The sequence below is a fragment of the Aminobacter aminovorans genome (genome assembly GCF_900445235.1).
Classification (GTDB): Bacteria; Pseudomonadota; Alphaproteobacteria; order Rhizobiales; family Rhizobiaceae; genus Aminobacter; species Aminobacter aminovorans.
Genome location: NZ_UFSM01000001.1, coordinates 1,932,190 through 1,952,844, shown reverse-complemented (window position 1 = coordinate 1,952,844; position 20,655 = coordinate 1,932,190). Strand labels below are relative to the sequence as shown.

Here is a 20,655-nt window from a genome sequence, read left to right as displayed (position 1 = left end):
GGCGAAGCCGTGACGGATAGATACTCGAAAGCTCAGCCTTCAAACCCTGGCGCAGATTGCCTCGAAGAACGCGACATTGTCGAGGTCGAGCGGATCGTCGACCGGCAGCGCCTGCGACGACATCTTGGAGATCACCACTTCGGCCTTGGGATCGACATAGAGCCACTGGCCATGAATGCCGATGCCGCAATAGGCCTGGGCAGAGTTGTCGCTCTGGTACCACTTGTTGCGATAGCGCCCATGAGCAAACAGGTTGGTCATCGTGCCACGCTGCCAGGCTGCAGCGTCGCCGCCATGGATCGTGTCCTCAACCCAGGCCTGAGGTACGATCCGCCCGCCTTGCGCAATGCCGCCCTGCCGCATCATTTCGCCGACACGCGCAAGATCGCGCACCGCTACCGACACGCCGCCGGCGGCGCGCGCCGAGCCTTCCGCATCGACGCTGACGAAGGCGTCGCGCACCGCGCCCAGCGGCTGCCACAGCTTCTCCGACATCAGATCGGCATAGCGCTGGCGCGAGGCGCGTTCGACGATGATGCCGAGCAGGTCGGAATTGGGCGAACGGTAACGGAAGGTCTGTCCGTGCGGCTCGGCCAGTTGTTGCAGGGAGACGAGGAACTCGCGCAGCGTCTCCGTTCCGCCGCCCGGGTTCCACATCGTGGCGCGGCGATAACGTGCGAAGAGGCTTTCAGGGTCGAGATAGGCCTCCTCAAAGTCGAGACTGACGGTCATGTCGAGCACATGCCGCACGCTGGCACTGGCGTAGACCGAGCCCGCCGCCTCGGGCACGTAGTCGGTCACGGGCGCATTCGGGTCGAGCTTGCCTTCGCCTTCGAGGCTGCCGGCAAGGATCGCCGTCAGCGACTTCGAGATCGAAAAGATGATGTGCCGTGCCTCGGGGCGCATCTCGGGCGCGAACCAGTCGCCGACGAAGCGTCCTTTCTTCATCACCGCAAGCGCATCCGTCGACGAGCGCTGGAGGAAACCGGCCACGGTCTCGTTTCGGCCATTGATCGCGACGGTTTCCCTTAGAAGCCCGCCGAGATCGACCGGCGCGTTCTCGACCTTGCCCTCCCCGGCCGGGATTCGCGCGCTGCGCACCATCTCGCCGACATTCTGGAAGGCCCAGCGATTGAACGGCTGCTCGCGCCAATTGCCGAGCGTCACGTCCTTGCGCGCAAAACCGAATGCCTGCTCGAAGGCGTTTGATGACGTCATGATATGTCCTTGCTGCATATGTTCCGGTCAGGCCAGTGCGGCTGATATCGCGTGCACGGCTTTCAGCGTCGCCACTGAATAGGGCACCGAGGTGAAGTCCGGCCATGTCGACAGTTTCACCGTCACCATGCCGGCGTCGAAGTCGATATGGATCAGTTGCCCGAACACGCCGCGGCACATCAATGCCCGCGAGCGTGGATCCTCGATCCAGAACTGGTTGCGGTAGCTGGCCTCCGGCATCGAGGTACTGAAATGAGGTCCGTGCGTGCCCCGACGCGTCTCGGCGATCCAGTCGGCGGGTACGATACCGGCGCCGTCCTCGAGGATCGTTTGGCCGAAGCGGGCATAATCGCGCAGCGTGGCGTTGAAGCCGCCATCGGCAATCGCGTAGCCGGCGCTGTCGACGGTGAAACAGGCGCTCTCCTCGGCGCCGATCTTCTGCCACAGCTCTTCCGAAACCAGCTGCGGCAGCCGCTTGCCGGTCGCCCGCTCCATGATGAAGGCGAGCACGTCTGTTTCAATCGAGCGGTATTCGAAGGCCGCGCCATGAGGCCGCGTCGTTTCGGTCAGTCGCTGGATCAGCTCGAACATGTGTTGCGGCCAGTGGAAGTCACGGTCCGTATCAGCGGGGACCGGCTTCCAGCCGCCGGCGACGTCGACCTGGCCGATGTCGGAATAGGGATCGGTATAGGCCTCGCTGAAGCGCACGCCCGTGGTCATGTCGAGCACCTGCTGGACGGTAGCCCCCTTCCAGCCGGTTGTTGCCAGTTCCGGCAGATAGTCGGTCACCAGCTTCTTCGGATCGACGATGCCGCGCCCCGCCAGAATACCGAACGTCGCTCCCGTCACCGACTTCGCCACCGATTGCGACAGATGCGGCGTGCGCTGTGTCATGCCGTTGAAGTAGCGCTCATAGGCAATCTTGCCGTCCTTGAGCACGAGGAAGCCGTCGGTATAGGTCTCGTCGAGCAGGCCGGAAAGCGACGTCGGCTTGCCCTCGCTGTCAACGACATCAAGCCCGTCGAGATCCGTCTCCAGGCGTGGCAATGCACGCACCGGACCTTCACCGCGCCACACCTCCGCCGTCGGCACGATCTCGCGCACATGCTGGAACGCCCAGCGGTTCCATGGCGGCATATCCCAAGCTGTCTTCGGCACAGGCATTGCGGGCGGCGAGCCCCGCATGATGGGGGGCGGCACGTCGCTGTTGCGGTAGGAACTCATCGCATCACCTCAGGCTTCAGGCGAGCATGGGGTCAGGCGCGGACGCCGAACCCCGCTATCGAACGTTCACTTCTGCAGGTCGGTCCAGATCCTGGTATAGATCGCATCGACCTCCGGCGGGCACATCATGGCCATCGTACCATGCGCCTTGCTGGCCTCCGGAATGACGATCTCGGGTGCATCCTTCATCTCTGCCGGCATGAACGTTTCCGAGCCGGCGATGCCGTTGGCATAGCGGTGATAAGCGGAAAGCCCGGCCGCGATCTCGGGATCCATGATGAAGTTCTGGAACAGCTTGGCGTTCTCGACGTTCTTGGCGTCCTTCAGCACCACGACATTGTCGCTCCAGTAGGTGAAGCCTTCCTTCGGATAACCGAAGTTCACGTCTGGACGTGCCAGTCGGATGCGCAGCGCAGCCCCATTCCAGGTCGTCGAGGCCTGGAAGTCACCTGCCTTCATCTTGTCGATGGCGCCATATTCCATGGCCACCCAGTTGGGCTTGGCCGCCACCAGCAGGTCGCGCGCCTTCTTCAGCACCTCCTTGTCGGCAGTGCACTGTTCGCCGCCGACATAGCGGATCGCCGCTGTCACCACGTCCTTCATCTCAGGGACGACATTGACCTTGCCCTTCAGCTCGTCAGGCGTCTCAAAGATGATCTTCCAGGTGTTGATGTCGCCCTTGTAGGTGCTGGTGTTGACCACCGTGCCGACGGTCCCCCAGGCCCACGGCACCGAAAATTTGCGGCCGGGGTCGAACTCGGGATTGGCCCAGTCGGGCGACACGTTCTTGAAGTTCTCCATGCCGCCCGGATTGGTCTCGAGCAGCAGTCCCTCCTTGATCCAGATCGGCAGGTGCGTCTGGGAGGGAACGGCAATGTCGAAACCGCTGCCGCCCTGACGCACCTTGGCGAGTGCCGTGTCGTTCGAGTCGTAGTCGGTGATCGTCACCTTGACCTTGTACTTGTCCTCGAACTTCTTGATGACCTCGGGATTGGTGTAGTTGCCCCAGTTGTAGATGTTGAGCTGGCCTTCGGCGCGGGCGAGGCCAGTTGCAGCCAGCAGCGCCAGGACCGCGGTGGTCGCGGACAATCTCGAGTTCATGGCAGAGCTCCTTTTCATTGCATGTGATGTTTTCTGCCGGCGGCAGGTAGACGCCGGTGACAACCGGGATCGATTTTCGTCGACCCCGGTCGCATTGGTCCGCACAGAGCTTACTTCTGCAGTTCGGTCCAGATCTTGGTGTAGAGCGCCGTCACTTCAGGCGCGCAGGTCTGCAGAATCTCGCCGTTCTTCTTGAACTCTTCCGGCACCACGACCTCAGGCGCCGAGGTCATGTCGGCCGGCATGAACTTCTCCGAGCCGGCGATGCCGTTGGCATAGCGGTGGAAGGCCGAATTCATCGCCGCGTTCTCCGGATCCATCATGAAGTTCTGGAACAGCTTGGCGTTCTCGACATTCTTGGCTTCCTTCAGCACCACGACGTTGTCGGACCAGTACTGGAAACCCTCCACCGGATAGCCATAGTGGATGGCCGGGTTCTTCAGCCGCTGGCGAAGCGCCGAGCCGTTCCAGTCGCTGGTTGCCTTGAAGTCGCCGGCGCCCATCTTCTCGATGGTGTTGTACTCCATGGCGATCCAGTTCGGCTTGGCGGCCACGAGCACGTCGCGCACCTTCTTCAGCACTTCCTTGTCACCCGTGCACTGCTCGCCGCCGACATACTTGATCGCGGCATGCATGACGTCGTTCATCTCGGGAACGACGTTGACCTTGCCCTTCAACTCTTCAGGCGTGTCGAAGACGATCTTCCAGGTGTTGATGTCGCCCTTGTAGACGTCGGTGTTGACGACGACGCCGACAGTGCCCCAGGCCCACGGCACGGTGTATTTGCGACCCGGATCAAAGGCTGGATTGGCCCATTCGGGCGCCACGTTCTTGAAATTCTCCATGCCGCCCGGATTGGTCTCGAGTACCAGTCCTTCACTGATCCAGATCGGCACATAGGTCTGCGATGGCATGGCGACGTCGAAGCCGTGGCCGCCCTGACGCACCTTGGCGAGTGCAGTGTCGTTCGAGTCGTAGTCGGTCACCGTGACCTTGACGCTGTATTTCTCTTCGAACTTCTTGATCATGTCGGGGCTGATGTAGTTGCCCCAGTTGTAGATGTTCAGCGCGCCTTCGGCAGAGGCGAGGCTGGTCGATGCCAGCAGCGCCAGGCCGACTGCCATAGACATGGCTTTCAGGTTCATCATATCACTCCCGTTGATTAATCCCGTTTCCTGCTCAAGAAGAAGAACAGCGTGACGATGACGACCGACAAGAGCAGGAAGACGGTCGAGATCGCATTGACCTCCGGCGTGATGCCGCGGCGAATCTGCCCCAGCATGTAGGTTGGCAGCGTGTCCTGCCCGCCCGACTTGACGAACTCGGTGATGACCACGTCGTCGAGCGAGATGACGAAAGCCAGCATCAGGCCGGCGATGATTCCCGGCCACAAAAGCGGCAGCGTCACCCGGCGGAACGCCTTCCACGGCGTGGCGTAGAGATCGGCAGCAGCGCGTTCGAGTGTCAGGTCCATGTTCTCGAGCCGCGCCCGGATCGGCAGATAAGCAAAGGGGATACAGAACGCCGTATGCGCGGCAATCAGGTAGCCCAGGCCGTTGTAGCCGCTGGCGATCTTGATCTGCGCGAAGAAGATCAGCAGCGCCACGCCGGTGACGATCTCGGGCACCATCAGCGGCTGGTTGATGAAAGCGTATTTGAAGGTCAGCCCGCGATAGGCTCGCGTCCGCGTCGTCGCCAGCGCTGCCATGGTTGCCGCGATGGTGGCGATGATAGCCGCCGACGAAGCGATCTGCAGCGAGCGCAGCGATGCGTCGATCACCTGCACGTTAGACCAGGCGGCCACGAACCAGCGCAGCGAGAAGCCACCCCAGTCGGAGACCGAACTCGACTCGTTGAAGGCGTAGATCACCAGCACGGCGATCGGCAAATAGAGCAGGAAGAAACAGGCGCAGGCAATGGTCGTGAAGCCGGTCTGCTGCCTGATCGAGAAACGCTTAGCCATGACGCACCTCCGAGCCCGAGGTGTTGCGGACATAGACCAGCAGCGCCACCATGACGATTGCCATGACGGTGATCGAAAGTGCTGCCCCCAACGGCCAGTTGCGCCCCTGCCCGAACTGCAGCTCGATCAGGTTGGCGAACATCATGTTCTTGCCGCCGCCCAAAACGCTCGGCGTCACATAGGCGCCTATAGCCGGGATGAAGACCAGAATCGAGCCTGCGACGACACCAGGCCTGACCAGCGGGAAGATGATCCGCTTCAGCACCTGCCAGCGCGTCGCATAGAGGTCATAGCCGGCCTCGACCAGGCGGAAGTCCAGCTTTTCCATGCTGGCATAAAGTGGCAGCACCATCAGCGGCAGGTAGACATAGACCATGCCCACCATGATAGCGAAGTCGGTGTAGAGCATCTGGATAGGCTGATCGATAACGCCGAGATTGATCAGCACCGTGTTGATCAGGCCTTCGTTGCGGATCACCTGCAGCACGGCAAAGGTGCGGATCAGAAGGTTGGTCCAGAACGGAATGGTGATCAAAAACAGCCAGATGTCGCGCGTCCGCTCCGGCCGCGTGGCGATGAAATAGGCGGTCGGAAAGCCGAAGATCAGCGTCGCCACCGTCGCCATGATGGCAAGCTTCAGCGAGCGCCAGAAAATGGTGAGATGGGCGCTGGCAAAGGACAGTGTATCGTCGAAGATGTCGCGCTCGAGGAAGACCGAGACCCAGCCTTCGGTCGAGAATTTCCACACCACGTCGCCATAAGGCCCGGGCGTCAGGAAGGAATAGAGGAGCACGATCAAAAGCGGGCCGGATGCGGCCAGAAGGATGATGATCAGCGCCGGCGCCGAGAGAAACCAACGGTTCCTGACCTCCCGCGCCTCCGCCTGTTTTTCGATTTCAGCTGCGGTCGCCATGGCTCAGTCCTTCAGGATCTGGGCCGCATCGTCGCCGATGACGATGCCGACGCGCTCGCCGCGCTCGAATTCCACCATCGCGCCGCGCGTGTTCTGCTGGCGCACGGTAAAGGTCTCTCCGTCGTCCAGCTTCACATGCACATGCGTATCGGTGCCGAAATAGACGACGTTCTCTACCAAACCCGAGATGTCGCCCTTGCCCTTCACCGCCTTGGCGTGCTCGGGCCGGATGACGACGGTGGCGTCACCGTCAGGCTTGAATCCGTCGGCCACCGTTGCTGAAATCTTGGCGCCCGACTTCAGCGTCACCTTGGCCTTGCCACCGTCGATGCTGTCGATGCTGGCGTCGAGGAAGTTGGTCTCGCCGATGAAGTCGGCGACGAAGCGAACCGCCGGCCGGTCGTAGATATCGCGCGCTGATGCGACCTGCAGAATCTTGCCAGACGACATCACCGCGATGCGGTCAGACATGGTCAGCGCTTCTTCCTGGTCGTGGGTGACGAAAATGAAGGTGATGCCGGTCTCATGCTGCAGGCGCTTGAGCTCGATCTGCATCTCCTTGCGCAGCTTGTAGTCGAGCGCCGACAACGGCTCGTCGAGCAGCAGCACCTTGGGCTGCGGAGCCAATGCCCGGGCTAGCGCCACGCGCTGCTGCTGGCCGCCGGAGATCTGGCTGGTGCGGCGCTTGGCAAGCTTTTCCATGCGCACGAGCTTCAGCATCTCGGCGACGCGGGCATCGATTTCGGCGCGCGGCTTGCCCAGCATCTCGAGCCCGAAGCCGATGTTCTCGGCCACCGTCATATGCGGGAACAGCGCGTAGGACTGGAACACCGTGTTGACCGGACGCTTGAACGGAGGCAACGGCGCGATATCGCTGCCATAGAGCAGGATTTCACCTTCCGAAGGAAAATCGAAGCCGGCGATCAGGCGAAGCAGCGTGGTCTTGCCGCAGCCGGAAGGTCCAAGCAATGTGAAGAACTCGTTTTCCCTGATCGAAACCGAAACGGTATCCAGCGCTGCGACCTGCGCCTCCCCCGTCCCGAATACTTTACGAACCCCACGAACCTCGATCGCATTCTTACCCGGTGTATCCGGCACGCAAACGCCCCATTGTTTCGCCCACCTTCACAGTGGAACTTTTTTCCCCGTTCAATTGTCACCACACGCCGTCAGGCTTGGCAACAACGGCTCGCAGTCATGTCGTCAGGCGCTTGCCGTGCGGCTCACGCCTGATAGGTCACCCGTCCCCCGCAGACCGTCGTCACCGGCCGCACCTCGTGCAGGACGGCCGGATCGGTTGCCTCGATGTCGGCAGAGAGCACCACCAGATCGCCGAAATAACCCGGCTTCAGCTTGCCCTTTCGGTCTTCCATGAACTCGGCATAGGCGCCCTCGACGGTGTAGCCCGCCAGCGCCTGGTGGAGCGAAACGCTCTGGTCTGGCATGTCGTCCGCCCATGGCTTGCGCAGCATCGCCGCCTGCATGCCCTCGATCGGATCGATCGGCGCCACCGGCCAGTCGGAGGCAAACACCACATGCGCGCCGGCCTCGATCAGGGTCCGGGTCGGATAGGCAAAAGGCCAGCGCTCGCAGCCGATGCGCGACACCGTCGGCTCGAGCGGGAAGCTCATCGCACCCGGCGGGTGCGGAGGCTGCATAGAGGCGATCACGCCGAGGTCGACGAAACGCTGGATGTCGCGGGCAGTGGTCAGCTCGACATGCTCCACGCGGTGGCGGCTGTCGCGCTTGCCATTGGTCTGCGCGGCGGCTTCGTAGCCGTCGAGCACGGCGCGTGTCGCGCCGTCGCCGATCGAATGCACGGCGATCTGCAGCCCGCGCCTGTCTATCTCGACCGCAATGCGCTTGAACTCCTCGGGCGAAAACAGCGGCTCGCCGACCCAGTCCGGACGGTCGGCATAAGGCTCGATCATGACGGCCGTCCAGGAGTCGAGCACGCCGTCATAGAACAGCTTGACGAGGCCCGACGACAGCCAGTCGCCGTCATAGCGCGCGGCCATGGCGGACGCCTTGTCCAGCGCGTCGAGCGTCATGAAGTTCTTGTAGTGGAACGGGATCTGCACCCGGCAGAGCAGGCCACCCTCAGCCTCGATTTCCGACAAAAGTTCGAGCTGGTAGAAATTGCCGTCCATGTTCTGGACGGACGTGATGCCGTGGCGCGCACACCAGTCGAGGCCGCGGCGCATGATGGCACGGTCGCCGGCGCGCTCCTCGGCATCGGGCATGGGGTCGGGTTCGCCGCCGGTCGACAGGCCGAGCCGCACGCGCTCTTCGCCGGCAAGCTTGAGCACCGGGTTGAACGCCTCGTTCTCGCGCAGCTCACCTTCGGCCAGGCCGTCGGCGCCCATGACGATCTCGTTGCCGGCCGTCAGTTCGCGCCCGTGCAGCACGTCGGCCATCTCCAGCGCTTTGGTGTTTGCCCAATAGGTGTGATGGTCGGGTGCCGCCATCAGGAAAGCCCGGTCAGGCAGGATGGCGTCGAGGTGATGTCGCGTCACGCGCTCGCTGCCCAGGATGGTGTAGTCGGCGCCCTGGCCGACGAGCATGCGCTGGCTCGGACGTTCCGCCGCATAGGCCAGAACCGCCTCGCGCAAGGCCTCGAAGCCGTGCACGCCGGCAAGCTGCAAATGCGCAAGTTCGGCAGCGCCGGAGAAAAGATGCATATGTGCTTCAATGAAGCCCGGAACCACCGAGCCGCCGCGCGCATCGATGATTTTTGTGTCGGGGCCGCGCAGAGCGTCGACAGCGACGCTGTCGCCCACGGCTGCGATCAGGCCGTCCGTGACGGCCACCGCTTCGGCAGCAGGCTGGGTCGGGTCCATGGTCAGCACGCGGCCGTTGATGACGATCAGATCGGCATGGCGAACCGTTTGGACAGACATCGCGACTCCGCGCACTTGACTGACTGAGACCGTTCACACCTGTGCCGGCTGCCCCTTCCCAAGGAGTGGCGCAACCAGACAGCAAGGCTGAGGCCGGTTCGCTGTCCCCGGGGAATTCCTCTTGTTTCCCTAAAGACAGCGTCGAGAAAAAATGCGACTAATTATTCGCGTTTGTCAATATGCGGGTTTCCCCGGGGATGCGTTGTGGAGGACGCCTCCCGTGTATGACGACAAAGAGCAGGGAGCGAGAAGTTCAGTCCGTGAATCGCAGTCTTACAAAGAAGGCCAGGACCGCGCTTAGCCCGCGCAAGCTGCCGCGTCAGGAACGGTCGAGCAAGGTCGTAGACAGGATCCTCGATGCCGCCCTGACCCTGACCAGGGAACAGGGAACCAAGACGCCGACGACGCTTGCCATCGCCCAGCGCGCCGGCCTGTCGGTCGGTTCGGTCTATCAATACTTCCCCAACAAGGAAGCGATCCTGCTGGACCTGGCCCGGCGTTGGCTCGGCGCCTTTCCCGAAGTGATCGCCAAGCGAATCGCTGCTCCCCGCCCGACCAACCGCGACGAATTCCAGCAGGAGGTGGACAAGCTCTTTGTCGATACCTCCCGGCTCTATCTCGATAACGCCACCTTGATGCCGGTCATCGAGGCCATCACCGGCAATCCTGACCTCAGGCCGATCCAGAACGAGTATGACGACCAGATCATCGCCCTCTATGCCGCTTGGCTGCAGCATGTGAACCCGGCTCTTGAGGACGGCATCGCCAGCCGGCTCGGCGTGGTGATGATGGAAGTCGGCCACGTCTGCCGGCTCGTCGGACTCAAGCGCGACCGCAAGGCTTTCGATCTCATCCAGGACGACGTCAAGACCATGTGGCTTGCCCTCGTCGACCCCTATCTCGACCTCAACTAGACCCAGGAAGGATTTTCATGAAGACAGTCTTTTCGCCGCTTCACGCCGGCCACAGCGGCCAGATGGAGCTTGTCGCCGGTGCCATCGTGCCCGGCTTCGAAAAACCCTCGCGGGCCGAGATCATCAAGGCACGGATCGAAAATCAAAAGCTGGGAGATATTCTGGCGCCTGCGGTCCACGACCTCACCGCCGCCAAGCGCGTGCACACCGCCGACTACATCGACTTCCTGCCGACCGTCTGGCCGCAATGGGAAGCCGCCGGCAAGACCGGTTCGGCCATCCCCTTCGCCTGGCCGACACGCGGCTTGCGCGGCGACGTGCTCCCCAAGACCATCGAGGCGCTGCTCGGCTACTATTCCTTCGACGGCGGCGCGAGCTTCGTGCAGGGCACCTGGGACGCCGTCAAGTCGTCCTATGACGTGGCGCTGACCGCAGCTGAGCTCATCAAGGCTGGCGAACGCGCCGCCTTTGCGCTCTGCCGTCCGCCGGGTCACCATGCCGGGGCCGCCTTCATGGGCGGCTACTGCTTCATCAACAACGCTGCAGTTGCCGCCCAATGGTTCCGCGACCAAGGCGCCAAGCGCGTCGCCGTCCTCGACGTCGACTACCACCACGGCAACGGCACGCAGGAGATCTTCTACGACCGCCCCGATATTCAGGTCATCAACCTGCATGGCGACCCGCTGACCGAGTATCCGTTCTTCCTCGGCCATGCTGACGAGCGCGGTTCGGGCGAAGGCGAAGGCTTCAACCTCAACTACCCGATGCCCTTCGGCACCTCGTGGGAAAAGTGGAACGATGCACTCGAGGACGCCTGCCGTAAGCTCGCCGCCTATGCGCCCGACGTGGTTGTCGTCTCGCTCGGCGTCGACACCTTCGAGAAGGACCCGATCAGCCACTTCAAGCTGACCAGCGCCGACTACCCGAAGATCGGCGCCCGCATCGCCAAGCTCGGCCTGCCGACCCTCTTCGTCATGGAAGGCGGCTACGCCGTCGACGAGATCGGCGTCAATGCCGTCGGGGTTCTGACCGGCTTCGAAGGGCGGTAATCGTCAAGCTCCTTCTCCCCGCCTGCGGGGAGAAGGTCCCGGCCATAGACAAGCTCGGGGTTACATGAAGAGGGCAGCGCCGACGGCTGCCCAGCCATCTCCAGTCACTGCGCTGAAACCGTGCCGGCAGCCACTGTGACGGCCGCCTTCCTGCGCCCGAACCTCGTCAGCAGATAAGCGACCGCAAGCCCGCCGACCACTATGCCTATCGCCAGGAGCGGCCGGTACCAGAACCAGGCGACCGCGATCGTCGCCGTGCCCACCAGCAAGGCCAGCACGAAGGCGACAAGCCCGGTGCCCATGCGCACGATCGAGCCAATGAAGGGGATCACATCGGCAACCACGCCGAGTGGCGCCAGCAGCAGCCCGAAGCCGATTGCCAGCAACAGCAGGCAGCCGACGCGCACCAGCCAGGTGATGATAGTGTTGGCGCTGACTGCGTCGGCAAACATCTTTTCAGCCGGCACCCTGCCGCTGTCGACAAGCAGCAGTTCGTCGCCGGCGACAGTCTGGTAGGGCGAAAACCGCTCGCCCGTCTGGCGGCCGATAACGCTGATGGCGCCGAGCGGCACCAACCGGTATTCGACGCGGTAGTCACCGATGGCCGGAGAGGCCGGGTTTGCGCCGAGATAGATGCGCCCGTCCAGGACGTTGACGCGCTCGGTGCCCGGATAGGCGGCGGCAATGTCCGGCAGTTGGCTCGGCGTGATGGTCAGCGGATTGCTATCGCCGATGCGGTCGAACACCGGTTCGTCGAGCGTAAAGGCGCCGAGCTTGCCCTCATGAATCTGGAAGGTACGCGAGCCGAGCGCCATCGATGGGTTCTGATGGTTGGCCGGCTGCTTGAATTCGCCCGAGTCGATCGGCCGGTCCTGCCACTCCTTGGCGTAGCTGTAGGTGGTGACCGTTTCCTCGCCGCCGCCGAGCTTGGTATTGGTCTCCGACTTGGAGTTCTCCACCCACTGGAACATCTCCACCGTGCGCACCAGGCGCACGCCCTTGGCCTCGATGGCAAAGTCGGGATCGCTGACCTCGTCCGAGGTCGTCACGGGACCCGTTGTGTGCACCAACTCGCCTTCGTTGGCGGCGTCGATCTTGTCGACAGGAACCGACACCACGGCGCCGGCGCCCTCGGCCAGCGAGCGCGCCGTCGTCACCGCCCGGCCCTCGTTCCAGAACAGCACGGCGACCATGGCAAGGACGAGGATGAGCCCGACCAGCACGCCGCCGACCGAGCGCCTGATGCGCCGGAACCACGACACGCCGGTCACTTCACGAAACTGATCGCTCATCGCATTCCCCTGCCCCAGGCGACGCAGCGTTAAGCCGAATGGGCCAAGCGATCAATGGCGATTCTTGCGAAGCTTACCCCAAGGTTTCCAGGCGTTTCTGCCTGCCTTGAGTCTGTCGAAGGACTCTGAATTAACTTTTTGTCAATTCTGTTTGCGGAGCGATTCGCGAGGGGTTAAATTGAACCCGAATCAGCCGGTCCACGGGGGGCGCGGCGAACCACCAACTCTCTGAAATACCGGGCTTTTCCTCGGTTGAGAGCGCGTCAGGCTTCGCGCGACCCGCACGGATTCGGCCGATGGATGCCCCAGGCGTCCGCGTCGCGTTTCTAGCGTCATAGTCACGAGTTTTACAACCGGTTCGGGCGCCGCCCAGACCAGGTACCCTTATGGATTCCGGCAGAAGTTTCTGAAATGACCGCCCTCGCCGCTCGCAACGAACAGACCACCGTCGCAGCAAGGCTCGCATCCAGAAGCGATCTCACTGCTTTTTTCATGAACCTGACCGACGAGATCGGCGCCGACGGCTACATGCTGGTCGCCATCGCCCAGGATCAGGAGCGCGACAATCTCCAGATCATCGCCTCGAACTGGATCTACGACGCCATCCAGCTCGCCGGCCATGCGCTGATCGCCGGCCTCGCCCAGGGTCCGTTCGCCAGTGCGCCGGGTGCACGCCCGCAGAGCCTGCTGGCCTCTCAGGCCCCGGCCATCCTCGGCGGCGAGGAAGCCCGCCTGCTCGATGTGCTCGGCCATGCCGAAATCTTCGCGCTTCGCCTGCATGTCGGACGTCAGCGCCTGTTCGTCCTGTTCTCGGCTGCCGAGGCCGGCCGCATCGATCCGAACGTCATGCCGCGCACCCAGCTCGAATGCTGCTATGCCCTCTCGCAGGCGCCCAGCGTCCTCGCCGCTGCGACGATGCAGGACCCGCTGTCGGACCGCGAGCGCGAATGCCTGTTCTGGGTTTCCGAAGGCAAGACCACCGACGACGTGGCGCTGATCCTTGGCGTGTCGTCCAACACCGTCAACAGCTACATCACCCACGCGATCCAGAAACTGTCGGCCTCCAATCGCGCAATGGCGATTGCGACCGCAATCAGGAGCGGCATCATTTGAGCTACGCCCAGGCAAAGCAATTGAGCCGCGCACGCGATCATGAACAGGATGTTCCGTCCGCCCTTCACCCGATCGGCCTGCACGCCGTAACACTCACGGATGCCGCCAGGCGCTGCCGCTGGATTTCAGTCGATCTCGGCGCCCGTGATTTCGCGCTGTGCCTGGCAGGCCCGTCCGCCGACACCGGCCGGCTGACGCCATGCTTTGATTCCGACTATCCGGGCACTATGTCGGCAGCGCGCCTGCTTGGCGGCGGCATTGGCGAACATCTGATGCGTCATGCGCGCCAGTCGACGGCGCCGTGCTGGTGGGCGGACGACGCCGAAGCCTCGCAGATCTTTTCGGCACTCACCTGGACCAGCCGCATCGAACCGCTCGCCCAGAGCGGCCGCGGCATCGCCTTCCCGGTCTACACCGATCGCGGCCAGGTCGGCCTCTTCGTCTTCGGCGGCCCGGAGCTTTCACCCAATCCGCAGACGCTGCATGACCTGCATGGCCGCTGCTTTGCGCTGTTCGACGCGGTGTCGCGCATCATCTCGACCCAGTCTCGCGACCTGCCGTCGATGTCGCGCCGCGAGATCGAGTGCCTGAAGCTGACCTCGCGTGGCTACACCAGTGAAGAGATCGCCAAGCTGCTTAAGCTTTCGGTGCACACCGCCAACCAGTATCTCACCCAGACCACGCAGAAGCTCAACGCCGTCAACCGCATGCATGCGGTCGCCAAGGCGTTGCGGCTGGGCCTGATCGACTAACCTTCATTGAGTTTCAGGTCAGGCCGGCATCACTCGAATTCAGGCCGCTTCCGCCTGCGGTGCCTCGGACTGCCTTATCATCGCGTGCTGGATCGCGGCGGCGAGATATTCGGTATTCTTCTCAGGCTCCGGATCCGGCTTCTCGAACGACACGTAGTGGACTTCCACCGACGCGTTGGTGGCGGTCATCGACAGCTGGAAATAGACCACGGCCCCTTCCGGCCTGAGCTCGAGATCGAGAACGATGCGCGGACTGCCGGTCCAGCTGACATGTGCCTCGCCGCCCAGCCCGAGACGCAGCGCGCCCGGCATGAAATAGAGCTCCGCCGCTGAATCGACCAGATCAGCCACGTTGGCGAAATGCTCGAGCCTGATGAAGGCGATATAGTCGGCCAAGTCGACGAGGCGCAATTCGCGCACCACCGGCTGGATCGCCGTTGCAACAAGTACTTCACGGGTCGAAGCGTACTGCTGATTTTTCATGACGGATTGCGCTGAGCCTTGTTTCCGTAAACGATCCGCACCAGTTCGGCGACGGCCTGGTAGAACTGCGATGGAATGACACTATCCACCGAAACTTGCTTGTACATGGAGCGAGCGAGAGCCACGTCCTCGAATACCGGAATGCCGTTCTGCTCGGCGATTTCGCGAATCTTCAACGCCACAAGGTCCTGTCCCTTGGCGAGCACGACGGGAGCTGCATCCTCGTTGCGCACATAGCGCAGCGCAATGGCGAAGTGGGTCGGATTGGCGATCACCAGCGTCGCCTTGGGCACCGCCGTCATCATGCGCTGGCGGGCGCGGTCACGAGCGATCGAGCGCAGGCGGGCCTTGACGATCGGATCGCCTTCCGACTGCTTCATCTCGTCCTTGACCTCCTGCTTGGTCATGCGCTGCTCCTGGAACCAGTGGAAGCGCGACCACAAGATGTCGGCGACGCCGATCGCCCCCATGACGAAAACGATCGCCACCAGGATGTCGACGATGATGCCGCGAATGACGTCGCCGAAAGCAATGGGATTGGTGATCATGCCGGCCAGCAACCGGCGATGGTCATCAGACAAGACGAAGTAGAGCACGATCATCACGAAGCCGAGCTTGCACAGCGACTTCAGGAACTCGACCAGGCCCTGCGCACCGAACATCCGCTTCCAGCCCTTGAACAGCGATATGCGGTCAAGTTGCGGGCGGATGCGCTCGCCGACAAACTGCGGCACGTTCTGGATCAGCGACGCGCCGACACCGGCAACGATCAGCATCAGGAACAGGCTAGCGACAGCGCGACCGATTTCGACCACGACGGCCTGGTAGAGCTCTGTGACATCGCGCTCGGTGCCCAGTGGCCAGGCTTCCGGCTTTTCGAGGAAGTTGGCGAGGAAGACGCCGAGCTCGGCCACCGACGAGCTGGCAAAGAACACGGCATAGACCATGATCGCCAGGAACGAGGTGAAGATCGCGACTTCCTTGGAGACAGGCAACTTGCCCTTCTCCATCGTGTCACGAATTTTCTTCTCTGTCGGCTCTTCTGTTTTGGAGTCTTTGTCCTCGTCCGACATCGCTCAGCAGACCGCGTTTCGGAAAAAGTCAGGCGGCGTTCTGCGCCGATGGCAATTCGAGGAGACCCTCGTTCGCCATGCGCAAAGCGGTGGAGGCAATGGTCTTGCGTGCACGCAGGATGTCGGCCGGCTGGATCCCCTCCGAACCTTGGCTCAGTTCGGATTCGATCATGCGGCGTGAGCGCGCGCTGATCGACGACAGCACGGCCTCGGCAAGCGGTAGTGGCGTGCCGCGCAAGGCCATGGTGATGAGCTCGGTCGACAGCCCGTCGAACAGCGCCACGCGCGCCTTTTGCGACATCGACGGAATGTCCTCGAAGGAGAACAGCCGGGCGCGGATGGCATCGAGATCGGCCATGCCGACTTCCCTGAGGTCGCTCATCACTTCTTCGAGCTGCGACTTGTCCAGTTCGTTGAGGACACTGGCGACGCGCGTCTGCCCGACCGAGGTATCCTTCTGGGCGCCTTCGGTCAGCACGTGGTTGCGCAGCTGCTGCTCGACCAGCTTGGTTGCCGCCTCTGGAACGTTCGCCAGTTCCATCATGCGCTTGATGATCTCGCTGCGCGCCGGCTTCTCCAGCGACAGCACCACGCGCGCGGCATAAGTCGGTGCTAGGTTGGACAGGATCATCGCCGCGGTCTGCGGATGTTCGTTGGCGAGGAAGGCGCCGATCTGCGTTGCTTCGAGCCTCTCGATCTGCGGCCACACCGGCGGCAGGTTGTCCTTGATCGCCAGGGGCTCGCCATTGCCCATCAGCGCATTCATTTCTTCCGCCGACAGCGACTCATTGAGGATCGTGTCCATCTTGTCGGCCGAGTCGAGCAGACCGGCACCTTCGGTGAACTCGGCCTCGAACTCGGCGACAATCCGTTCGAGATCAGCCTGCGGAATGGTGCGCAGGAGCCGCGCACCTTCGATCAACGCCTTGAGCTCCTCCTGCTTGAAGAACTTCAGCAGACGGCTGGCCGAGGGCTTGCCCATCGCCACCAAAATGGCCGCGGCCTTCTGTGGCCGCGTCAGCGACGCCAGCGACGTGGTCATGCGGAGGCCTCTCTGGAAGCAGGGGTAAGCACAGTCAACAGTCCTCAGGCGCTCTTCGTCGCCGCTACGATTTCGGTGAGACGGATGCCGAAGCGCGACGGATCGCTTTCGAGTACCGTGATTTCACCGCGCGCGATACGCCTGCCGTTGACCACGACATCGACAGGTTCGCCGATGCGCCGGTCGAGGGCAACCGTCGAGCCTTTCTGCAGCGCCATCAGTTCGGAAACCGGCATTTCGGTGCTGCCGAGCACGATCTGCACCTCGACCGGAATGCCGAAGATCACGCTGTTGTTGCCGGGCGCTGCAGCTGCTGCGCTCGGGCGCTTTTCCTCTTCGCTCAGCACGCCACGCAGTTCTTCGATGGCGCGGTTGAGCTGATCGTCCTCGACCTCTTCGATTTCGGGCTTTTCGACCTCGGGCTTGGACTGCGCCTTGCTCATCGGTGTTCTCCAGTTGTGTCGTTCGTCGTGGCTGCCAGGCAGCAGCTCACCCCGCGACGATCCCTTCAATTGTATCTTCGGTAGTGTCGAACGGACGCCGGATGCGTACAGTGTAATTCTGGCCCAGCTTGCCGAACTCGCAGGCAAACAATGTCTTGCCGCGAGCGGCGATAACCGCGTTGGACTGGGTGTTTTCGGCGAGCTCGATGACCTGCCCAACCTCGAGCCCGGTAAGTTCGCCGAGCGTCATGCGCCCGATCGGCATCGAGGCTTCCAGCTTCACCGTCGAGCGCATCAGCTCGTCGGAGAAGCGCGAACGCCATTCGGCGGTCGGGGCTGCATCCGTCTCGACCTCGGCCGGGCGGCGATCCGACACCAGCACACGCTGCGGCAACGTCAGCGTCAGCGTGCCGCGCGAAGCCGTCGTCGAGACGGTCAGCACGATGCGCGCCGAAGGCCCGTCACGGAAGACATGCTTCTTCATCATCGCGCCGGTGATCGCCTCGGGCGCCGGCAGTTTGACGCCGAGCCCACCGTCCGGGCCTTGTGCGTTTATCGCGCGCGCCACGTCCTGGATAAGCATCGAGACCACACCGAGCTCGATCGACGACAGATCGCGATCGATCGCGGCGATATCGCGGGTCGGTTCGCCGCCGAACATCAGGTTGACGAGGATGGCCACAGCCTGCGGATCGAACGTCATCACCAGGCCGTCGGGCGAAAGCTTGGTCGGGGCGACGGTCATCGCCTGGTTGCTCTTGCCCGCTTTGGCATCCGTCATGCGGCCGAGTTTGATATCGCCGACCTCGACAAAGACGGACGTCGGCAGCGCCTGGTTGATAGCTTCGGCAACTGCGGTCGCCGCACGCTCGGCAAGGCGGCGCGCAGCGGCAAGCACTTTCTCCGGCTCGCCTGTATCGCCCAGCAGGCGTTCGATGACGACATCCCGCGGTTCCGCCGGGCTTGCGGTGGTATTCATGACTTGCGATGCCCTTTATCAGCGTCCCGCATTGGCTCAGGCCGCTTTCTTTTCGACGATGGCCGTATTCAGCGTGCTCTGTTCCACCGAATCGATCGACGGACGATCATAAGACGAGATCGTCTTGCGGCCGAATTCGATTGCAACCTGCGGCAGCGAGCCGTTCATGTAGGCAAGCAGCGTCTGCTTGACGACGATGTAGAGGCGGTTCTTCTTCTCGCGCACCGTCTTGATCTTGGTGGCGATCGGCGCAACCACTGCATAAGACAGGAAGATTCCGAGGAAGGTGCCGACGAGTGCAGCGCCGATCAGGCCGCCAAGGATTTCGGGAGACTGGTCCAGTGCGCCCATGGCCTTGACCACGCCGAGCACCGCGGCGACGATGCCCAACGCCGGCAGGCCATCACCGACGGCGATCAGCGCGTGATAGGACTTGAGCTTGTCGGCGCGAATGGTCTGGATTTCTTCGTCCATCAGCGCTTCGATCTCGTGCGAGCGGGCATTGCCGATGATGATGATGCGGCAATAGTCGCAGATGAAATGCGTCAAGTCGTAGTTCTTGAGCACCAGCGGATAGGCCTGGAAGATCGGCGAGTCGTCAGGGTTGTCGATATGCGCCTCGACCTCGGAGCGGGTTTTGGTGCGCAGCTCGCGCATCAGCGAATGCAGCACGCCCAACGTCTCGAGATAGTCCTGCTCTTTCGGCACTGCCTGCTTGAGCGCTTCGACGATCGCCTTGCCGGTATCCTTGACGGTGGCCATCGGGTTGGCAACCAGGAACGTACCGAGGGCCGCACCGCCGATGATGACAAGCTCCCAAGGCTGCATCAGGACGTCCAGGTGTCCGCCCATCGCCATGAAGCCGCCGAGCACACAGCCCAGCGTCACGACGAGTCCGATCAGAATGCCCACAGCAGGTCCTTCCGCACATTCAAAGCAACATACAGGCACAGATAGCGTCCGTGCCTTGTGTGAGGCTTGAAGGATCATCGCAAAACCATTCAGCCTCGCGCAAGCAATCGGGCGTAGCCTCCCCCGTCTATGCTGCGGCGGAAGGGCTGTTGTCGTGCTCAATACCTATACAAGCTACCACCTGATCACGCGGGATCTCGGCAAGGCTCTGGATCGCGTCGAGAACCAGCCGACGGTCGAGCGCGACACCGAGTACTACCTCAAGAACATCACCAAGGTGAAAAGCATCGACGAGTTCGTCAAGAACGACCGTCTTTTCAGATACGCCATGAAGGCGCACGGCCTGGAAAACATGGCCTACGCCAAGGCCTTCATGGTCAAGGCACTGAAGGAAGGCGTGGCCAAGGAAGACAGCTTCGCCAACAAGCTGACCGACAAACGCTACGCCGAGTTCGTCAAGAGCTTCAACTTCGCAGAGCTCGGCGACAAGGCCACCGTCTACACCAAGGCGCAACAGGGCGCGGTCGACAAATACCTGATCCGGGTCAAGCTGGATGGTGTCGACCCCAACTCCGAAGCGGTCAAGAAAGAGGTCAAGTATTACCTCGACAACATCGTCAAGGTGACGTCGGCCAAGGACCTGATGGCCGATAACAGGCTCTACACCTTTGCCATGAAATCTTTCGGCATCGAAGGATCGATCCCGAACAAGGAGATGATGGAAAAGGTCTTGGCTGGCGGCGTTCGTGATCCGAAGAGCTACGCCAATCAGATGACGGACAAACGCTACGCCGCGTTTGCCAGCACCTACAATTTCGAAGCGTTGGGCAAGGATGCGACGACCTACAATGCCGCGCAGCGTCCATCGGTCGACAAATACGTCCGCCAGACGCTGGAAGAGAATGCCGGCAAGGACAATGAGGGCGTGCGCCTCGCGCTCTATTTCGAGCGCAAGGCTTCATCGATTACCAGCTTCTACGAGGTGCTCGCCGACCCCGCCTTGGCAAAGGTCGTACGCACGGCGCTCGGCCTGCCTGAGACCTTCGCCTCGGCCAACATCGACCGGCAGGTCAAGCTGTTCGAGGACAAGCTCAAGATCGAAACCTTCTCCAATCCCAAGAAGCTCGACGAGTTCCTCAAGCGCTTCACCAGCCTCTGGGAAATCAACAATCCGTCCTCCCCTGTGCAGGCTTCCGTCGGCACCCTGTTCGGCTCGTCGTCGCCGGCCTATGGCGTTTCGACCGATGTGCTGTTTGCCATGCAGAAACTGAGGTTCTGAGAACA

General features: G+C 62.3%; 20 protein-coding genes. 5 read left to right on the top strand and 15 right to left on the bottom strand.

Going from position 1 to position 20,655, the window contains the following annotated elements; all coding sequences use genetic code 11:
- Positions 1–39 precede the first annotated feature (39 nt).
- The 8 genes from DY201_RS09565 to DY201_RS09530 all read right to left on the bottom strand — a co-directional run bounded on the left by DY201_RS09565 (position 40) and on the right by DY201_RS09530 (position 9,319).
- Positions 40–1,218, bottom strand: a complete 1,179-nt coding sequence (locus DY201_RS09565; protein WP_115733694.1) for a serine hydrolase domain-containing protein — start codon at positions 1,216–1,218, stop codon at positions 40–42.
- 27 nt (positions 1,219–1,245) lie between these two features.
- Positions 1,246–2,442 (bottom strand): serine hydrolase domain-containing protein, encoded by a 1,197-nt coding sequence (locus DY201_RS09560; RefSeq protein ID WP_115730998.1) that lies wholly within the window; start codon positions 2,440–2,442, stop codon positions 1,246–1,248.
- A 66-nt stretch (positions 2,443–2,508) separates the two neighbouring features.
- Positions 2,509–3,543, bottom strand: a complete 1,035-nt coding sequence (locus tag DY201_RS09555; RefSeq protein WP_115730997.1) for an extracellular solute-binding protein — start codon at positions 3,541–3,543, stop codon at positions 2,509–2,511.
- Positions 3,544–3,653: 110 nt separating this feature from the next.
- Complete coding sequence (locus DY201_RS09550; protein ID WP_115730996.1) at positions 3,654–4,688, bottom strand: ABC transporter substrate-binding protein; 1,035 nt, start codon at positions 4,686–4,688, stop codon at positions 3,654–3,656.
- A gap of 17 nt (positions 4,689–4,705) precedes the next feature.
- Entirely contained in the window at positions 4,706–5,506 is an 801-nt protein-coding gene (locus DY201_RS09545) for an ABC transporter permease (RefSeq protein ID WP_115730995.1), read from the bottom strand.
- Positions 5,499–6,419: an ABC transporter permease gene (locus DY201_RS09540; protein ID WP_115730994.1), complete on the bottom strand. Its 921-nt coding sequence runs from the start codon at positions 6,417–6,419 to the stop codon at positions 5,499–5,501. Before DY201_RS09540 ends, DY201_RS09545 begins: the two co-directional genes overlap by 8 nt.
- Before the next feature lie 3 nt (positions 6,420–6,422).
- A complete protein-coding gene (locus DY201_RS09535) occupies positions 6,423–7,517 on the bottom strand; it encodes an ABC transporter ATP-binding protein (protein ID WP_115730993.1) in 1,095 nt (364 codons plus the stop codon).
- 125 nt (positions 7,518–7,642) lie between these two features.
- Positions 7,643–9,319, bottom strand: coding sequence for an amidohydrolase (locus DY201_RS09530; protein ID WP_115730992.1), 1,677 nt, complete (start codon positions 9,317–9,319; stop codon positions 7,643–7,645).
- A 260-nt stretch (positions 9,320–9,579) separates the two neighbouring features.
- Between DY201_RS09530 and DY201_RS09525 the strand changes: the two genes are divergently transcribed.
- Positions 9,580–10,233 (top strand): TetR/AcrR family transcriptional regulator, encoded by a 654-nt coding sequence (locus DY201_RS09525; RefSeq protein WP_115730991.1) that lies wholly within the window; start codon positions 9,580–9,582, stop codon positions 10,231–10,233.
- A 17-nt stretch (positions 10,234–10,250) separates the two neighbouring features.
- Positions 10,251–11,282 carry a histone deacetylase family protein gene (locus DY201_RS09520; protein WP_115730990.1) on the top strand — a complete coding sequence of 344 codons (1,032 nt, stop codon included), beginning with the start codon at positions 10,251–10,253 and terminating at the stop codon, positions 11,280–11,282.
- 104 nt (positions 11,283–11,386) lie between these two features.
- Here the strand turns inward: DY201_RS09520 and DY201_RS09515 are convergent, their stop codons facing one another.
- The gene (locus DY201_RS09515; RefSeq protein ID WP_115730989.1) at positions 11,387–12,574 is read right to left on the bottom strand and encodes a TMEM43 family protein; all 1,188 of its coding nucleotides are present in this window, start codon (positions 12,572–12,574) and stop codon (positions 11,387–11,389) included.
- A gap of 411 nt (positions 12,575–12,985) precedes the next feature.
- Here DY201_RS09515 and DY201_RS09510 point away from each other — a divergent pair, with 411 nt between their 5' ends.
- On the top strand, positions 12,986–13,687 hold the full coding sequence (locus DY201_RS09510) for a helix-turn-helix transcriptional regulator (RefSeq protein ID WP_115730988.1): 702 nt from the start codon (positions 12,986–12,988) through the stop codon (positions 13,685–13,687).
- The gene (locus DY201_RS09505) at positions 13,684–14,439 is read left to right on the top strand and encodes a helix-turn-helix transcriptional regulator (RefSeq protein WP_115730987.1); all 756 of its coding nucleotides are present in this window, start codon (positions 13,684–13,686) and stop codon (positions 14,437–14,439) included. Before DY201_RS09510 ends, DY201_RS09505 begins: the two co-directional genes overlap by 4 nt.
- 39 nt (positions 14,440–14,478) lie before the next feature.
- Here the strand turns inward: DY201_RS09505 and DY201_RS09500 are convergent, their stop codons facing one another.
- Genes DY201_RS09500 through motA form a run of 6 tightly spaced genes read right to left on the bottom strand, consistent with a single transcriptional unit; the run spans position 14,479 to position 19,371 of the window.
- Complete coding sequence (locus tag DY201_RS09500) at positions 14,479–14,922, bottom strand: hypothetical protein (protein ID WP_115730986.1); 444 nt, start codon at positions 14,920–14,922, stop codon at positions 14,479–14,481.
- Positions 14,919–15,995, bottom strand: coding sequence for a flagellar biosynthesis protein FlhB (flhB, locus tag DY201_RS09495; RefSeq protein ID WP_115730985.1), 1,077 nt, complete (start codon positions 15,993–15,995; stop codon positions 14,919–14,921). Before flhB ends, DY201_RS09500 begins: the two co-directional genes overlap by 4 nt.
- A gap of 28 nt (positions 15,996–16,023) precedes the next feature.
- Positions 16,024–17,037, bottom strand: coding sequence for a flagellar motor switch protein FliG (locus DY201_RS09490; RefSeq protein WP_115730984.1), 1,014 nt, complete (start codon positions 17,035–17,037; stop codon positions 16,024–16,026).
- A gap of 44 nt (positions 17,038–17,081) precedes the next feature.
- Positions 17,082–17,480: a flagellar motor switch protein FliN gene (fliN, locus tag DY201_RS09485; protein WP_115730983.1), complete on the bottom strand. Its 399-nt coding sequence runs from the start codon at positions 17,478–17,480 to the stop codon at positions 17,082–17,084.
- 46 nt (positions 17,481–17,526) lie between these two features.
- Complete coding sequence (locus DY201_RS09480; protein ID WP_115730982.1) at positions 17,527–18,459, bottom strand: FliM/FliN family flagellar motor switch protein; 933 nt, start codon at positions 18,457–18,459, stop codon at positions 17,527–17,529.
- 36 nt (positions 18,460–18,495) lie between these two features.
- Positions 18,496–19,371 carry a flagellar motor stator protein MotA gene (gene motA / locus DY201_RS09475; protein WP_067958601.1) on the bottom strand — a complete coding sequence of 292 codons (876 nt, stop codon included), beginning with the start codon at positions 19,369–19,371 and terminating at the stop codon, positions 18,496–18,498.
- Between the two features lie 154 nt (positions 19,372–19,525).
- Between motA and DY201_RS09470 the strand changes: the two genes are divergently transcribed.
- A complete protein-coding gene (locus DY201_RS09470; RefSeq protein ID WP_115730981.1) occupies positions 19,526–20,650 on the top strand; it encodes a DUF1217 domain-containing protein in 1,125 nt (374 codons plus the stop codon).
- The last annotated feature ends 5 nt before the right edge of the window (positions 20,651–20,655 follow it).